Source organism: Pseudomonas sp. PS01299 (assembly GCF_029960145.1).
Lineage (GTDB): Bacteria > Pseudomonadota > Gammaproteobacteria > Pseudomonadales > Pseudomonadaceae > Aquipseudomonas > Aquipseudomonas putida_A.
In genome coordinates this window covers 1-3,923 of sequence record NZ_JASCPO010000357.1, presented here as the reverse complement: position 1 = coordinate 3,923, position 3,923 = coordinate 1, and the positions used below count along the sequence as shown (strand labels likewise).

The 3,923-nt window shown below is 60.7% G+C and carries 4 protein-coding genes; 1 reads left to right on the top strand and 3 read right to left on the bottom strand.

Going from position 1 to position 3,923, the window contains the following annotated elements:
• Nucleotides 1-64 precede the first annotated feature (64 nt).
• The 3 genes from QMX91_RS29535 to miaE all read right to left on the bottom strand — a co-directional run bounded on the left by QMX91_RS29535 (nucleotide 65) and on the right by miaE (nucleotide 2,815).
• Nucleotides 65-1,351: an ATP-binding protein gene (locus QMX91_RS29535; protein ID WP_282413803.1), complete on the bottom strand. Its 1,287-nt coding sequence runs from the start codon at nucleotides 1,349-1,351 to the stop codon at nucleotides 65-67.
• On the bottom strand, nucleotides 1,352-2,059 hold the full coding sequence (locus tag QMX91_RS29530) for a response regulator (RefSeq protein ID WP_027613172.1): 708 nt from the start codon (nucleotides 2,057-2,059) through the stop codon (nucleotides 1,352-1,354).
• A 147-nt stretch (nucleotides 2,060-2,206) separates the two neighbouring features.
• Nucleotides 2,207-2,815, bottom strand: coding sequence for a tRNA isopentenyl-2-thiomethyl-A-37 hydroxylase MiaE (gene miaE, locus QMX91_RS29525; RefSeq protein ID WP_007965776.1), 609 nt, complete (start codon nucleotides 2,813-2,815; stop codon nucleotides 2,207-2,209).
• Nucleotides 2,816-2,974: 159 nt separating this feature from the next.
• Here miaE and QMX91_RS29520 point away from each other — a divergent pair, with 159 nt between their 5' ends.
• A complete protein-coding gene (locus tag QMX91_RS29520) occupies nucleotides 2,975-3,838 on the top strand; it encodes a universal stress protein (RefSeq protein WP_135295511.1) in 864 nt (287 codons plus the stop codon).
• Nucleotides 3,839-3,923: the final 85 nt, after the last annotated feature.

Sequence of the window (3,923 nt, the reverse complement as noted above, 5' to 3'; positions counted from 1 at the left end):
AGGGAATGCATTCCAAATGTAGGAGTGAGCCTGCTCGCGATAGGGCCCAACCTGTCTACACAAATCAGTCCAGATGCGCCCAGGTCATCCGGAACGACGCCCCACCCCACACTGATTCCCCGACCTCGACCTGCCCGCCATGAGACTGCGACACCCGCCGCACCAGCGCCAGACCCAGGCCGAACCCACCGGTACGCCGATCGCGACTGGCATCCAGCCGCGAGAACGGCTCGAAGATCTTCTCTCGACCTTCCACCGGCACACCCGGGCCGTCGTCGTTGACCCGCACTTCGTAGTAATCGCCGCTGCGCACCAGCGTCACCTCGACTCGCTGCTCGGCATAACGAATGGCGTTGCGCAGCAGATTGATCACTGCGCGCGCCATGAAGCGCGGCTCGATGCGTACGGTGTCGAGCAGGCAATCACCAATCAGCAACTGCACCCCCGCCGCTTCCGCCTCCAGCGCCACGCTGCCGACCACGCTGTCGAGCCAGTTGGCCGCTTGAATGTTTTCGCACTTGATCACCGTCGCGCCGCGCTCGAGGCTGGCGTAGGTCAGCAGCTCGGAGACCATTTCTTCCAGCTCGCCAAGGTCGGCGTACATGTCGGCGATCAGTTCGCGGTTCTGGCTGGCGTCCGGCTGTTGCTTGAGCTGGTCGAGTTCGAACGACAATCGCGCAATCGGCGTGCGCAGTTCGTGGGACACCGCGTTGGTCAGCTCACGCTGATTGGCGATCAAACTCTCGATGCGCGCCGCCATCAGGTTGAAGTGTTCAGCCAGATCGCGAATGTTCGAGCGCTTGGACAGTTGAATGCGCACCGACAGGTCGTTGTCGCCAAAGCGCTCGGCGGCCAGACGCAGTTTTTCCAGATCGCGCCAGTGCGGACGCACCCAGAAAAACAACACACAGCCGATCAGCACGGCGATCATCAAGTAGGCACCGGCAATGTAGAACGGCATCAGGCTGGGTTCGGCGGGCAAGCGAATGCTGAGCAGTTGCGAGCCGCCGTCGATGGCTGAAATGTATTGGGTGTATTTGTCGCGGATCACCAGCAAGCCTTGAGCAAGCTCGGCTTTTTCCTCGTCGCTGAGCGCCAGTTGATCGGCGTCGACCAAGGTCAACCCCAGGCCATAGTGCGGGCGCAGGGCCTGCAATTGTTTTTCACGGGCCGGGCCGTCGAGGTTGCGCAGCAACTCCCCCAGCGTCCAGGCCTGACCACGCACCGCCTCGCGGTTGTAGTCCTGCATCTGATAGTCGAGCAAGGCATCGAACGTACGCTCGACAGTCTGCAACGCCAGGACCAGGCCCACCGTCATCACCAGAAACAGCCCGAGGAATAACCGCAGCATCTACAGCTCCCACGCGAACGGATTGAACAGATACCCCTTGCCCCACACGGTCTTGATGCACACCGGTTCGCGCGGGTTGTCCTTGAGTTTGTTGCGCAACTTGCTGATGTACACGTCGACGCTGCGGTTGAGCCCGTCAAAAGCGATACCGCGCATGCGATTGAGGATGTCATCGCGGGACAGGGTCTTGCCGGCGGCGCTGGCCAGCAACCACAGCAGCTCGAATTCCATGGTGGTCATTTCGATGATCTCGCCGGCCAGACGCACTTCGCGACAGCTGCGATCGATGCTCAAGCGCCCGAACTCCAGCGCACTGACCACGCCGGCTTCCGGCATCTGCCGCCGCTGCAAGGCGCGTAGCCGCGCGAGCAAAACCGGCGGTTTGATCGGTTTGATCACGTAGTCGTCGGCGCCGGATTCCAGGCCGAGAATATGGTCGAGGTCGTCTTCCTTGGCGGTAAGGATGACAATCGGCGTGTCCGACACACTGCGAATCTCCCGGCACACATGCAGGCCGCTCTGCCCCGGCAACATCAGGTCGAGCACCACCACTTTGGGCTGGAACTCGAGAAACGCGGCCACTGCCAGATCACCGCGATGCACCGCGCGCACCTCGTAGCCATGTTGTTCGAGAAAGTGCGCAATCAACGTGGCCAGACGCTCATCGTCTTCGACCAGCAGGACTTTGCCAAAACCCAGGTTATCCATAACGACCGTCTGCCAACCCATGTGTGAAGTGGGCGACAGTATGGCGGGATTCGTCGGCGAGGCGTTGTTTCGGGCAGCAAAAACCGGCCGCAGGGGCCGGTTTTCGGTGATATTTCATACTCTTAAGAGTTTTTAACAGTTTGTGTTTCAGGCCGCGGCCGGCACACCACTGTGGAAGCGGAACTCTTCGTCCGGCGACTCGATCAGCTCCTGCTCGGCCGCACGCACCTTGTCGATCACCTGAGCGATGTCCTTCGCGTCGCCGTACTGGTAAGCCAGTTTCAGATAACCCTGAAAGTGCCGCGCCTCGCTTTTCAGCAGGCCGAAATAGAACTTGCCGAGTTCTTCGTCCAGATGCGGCACCAGCGCTTCGAAACGCTCGCAACTGCGCGCTTCGATAAATGCGCCGACCACCAGCGTATCCACCAGTTTCACCGGCTCATGGCTGCGCACCACTTTGCGCAGGCCCGAGGCGTAACGCCCGGCGTGCAACTGGCGCAGCTCGATCTTGCGGCGTTTCATGATGCGCATGACTTGTTCGTGGTGCACCAGCTCTTCCCGGGCCAGACGCGACATCATGTTGATCAGGTCGACGTGGGAATGGTACTTGGCAATCAGGCTCAACGCGGTACTGGCGGCCTTGAACTCGCAGTTCTTGTGGTCGATCAGCAGGGTTTCCTGATCGGCCAGTGCCGCCTGGACCCAGGCGTCGGGCGTGCGGCAGCCAAGGAATTCGTGGATTTCGGGAAGGATCATGGGGCTCACGGTAAAAGGTGTACGAGCAAAGGCCGCCGATTATACCGGCCTGCCCGCAGACCACCAGTCGCAGGCGTTGATATGTATCAAGTCGCAGGCGCATGAGCAGCAACTATAGTTGTGCAACGCCGTGCCTTTTCTTTGCTGGAGACTCCGCTCATGCAAGCCATTCGCAGCATTCTGGTGGTCATCGAACCCGAACATTCGGAAAGCCTGGCGCTCAAGCGCGCCAAGTTGATCGCCGGCGTGACCCAGGCCCATCTGCACCTGCTGGTGTGCGACCGCAAGCACGACCACGCCGGCATGCTCGGCGTGCTCAAAGCCGCGCTGCTGGCGGATGGCTACAGCGCGACCACCGAACAGGCGTGGAACGAGAGCCTGCATGAAACCATCATCGATGTGCAGCAGGCCGAAGGCTGCGGGCTGGTGGTCAAGCAGCACTATCCCGACAGTGCGCTGAAAAAGGCCCTGCTGACGCCGGCCGACTGGAAACTGCTGCGGCACTGCCCGACCCCGGTGCTATTGGTAAAAACATCCACTTCCTGGAAAGACCGGGTGATTCTTGCGGCTGTGGACGTGGGCAATGCCGATGGCGAACACCGGCATTTGCACACCACGATCATTGATCACGGCTACGACATTGCCAGCCTCGCCAAGGCGCATCTGCATGTGATCACGGCGCATCCGTCACCCATGCTCTCGGCGGCGGATCCGACCTTTCAACTCAAGGAAACCATCGAGGCGAAATACCGCGAGCAGTGCAAGGCGTTTCAGGCCGAGTTCGATGTGGACGACGAACACCTGCACATCGAGGAAGGCCCGGCCGACGTGCTGATCCCATTCATGGCGCACAAGCTGCAGGCGGCGGTGACGGTGATCGGCACTGTGGCGCGCACCGGGTTGTCGGGCGCACTGATCGGCAATACCGCCGAAGTGGTGCTGGATGCCCTGGAAAGCGACGTGCTGGTGCTCAAGCCGGAGGAGATTGAAGATCATCTGGTGGAGTTGGCGGTGAAGCATTAGGGACTGCGGCGTTTGAAAGTCAGTCTTCGCGAGCAAGCCCGCTCCCACATTTGGAATGCAATCTCCTGTGGGAGCGGGCTTGCTC

Bases quoted from the DNA above. Each gene is read 5' to 3' on its own strand.
- QMX91_RS29535 (WP_282413803.1), bottom strand. From the start codon at position 1,351: ATGCTGCGGTTATTCCTCGGGCTGTTTCTGGTGATGACGGTGGGCCTG.
- QMX91_RS29530 (WP_027613172.1), bottom strand. From the start codon at position 2,059: ATGGATAACCTGGGTTTTGGCAAAGTCCTGCTGGTCGAAGACGATGAG.
- miaE (WP_007965776.1), bottom strand. From the start codon at position 2,815: ATGATCCTTCCCGAAATCCACGAATTCCTTGGCTGCCGCACGCCCGAC.
- QMX91_RS29520 (WP_135295511.1), top strand. From the start codon at position 2,975: ATGCAAGCCATTCGCAGCATTCTGGTGGTCATCGAACCCGAACATTCG.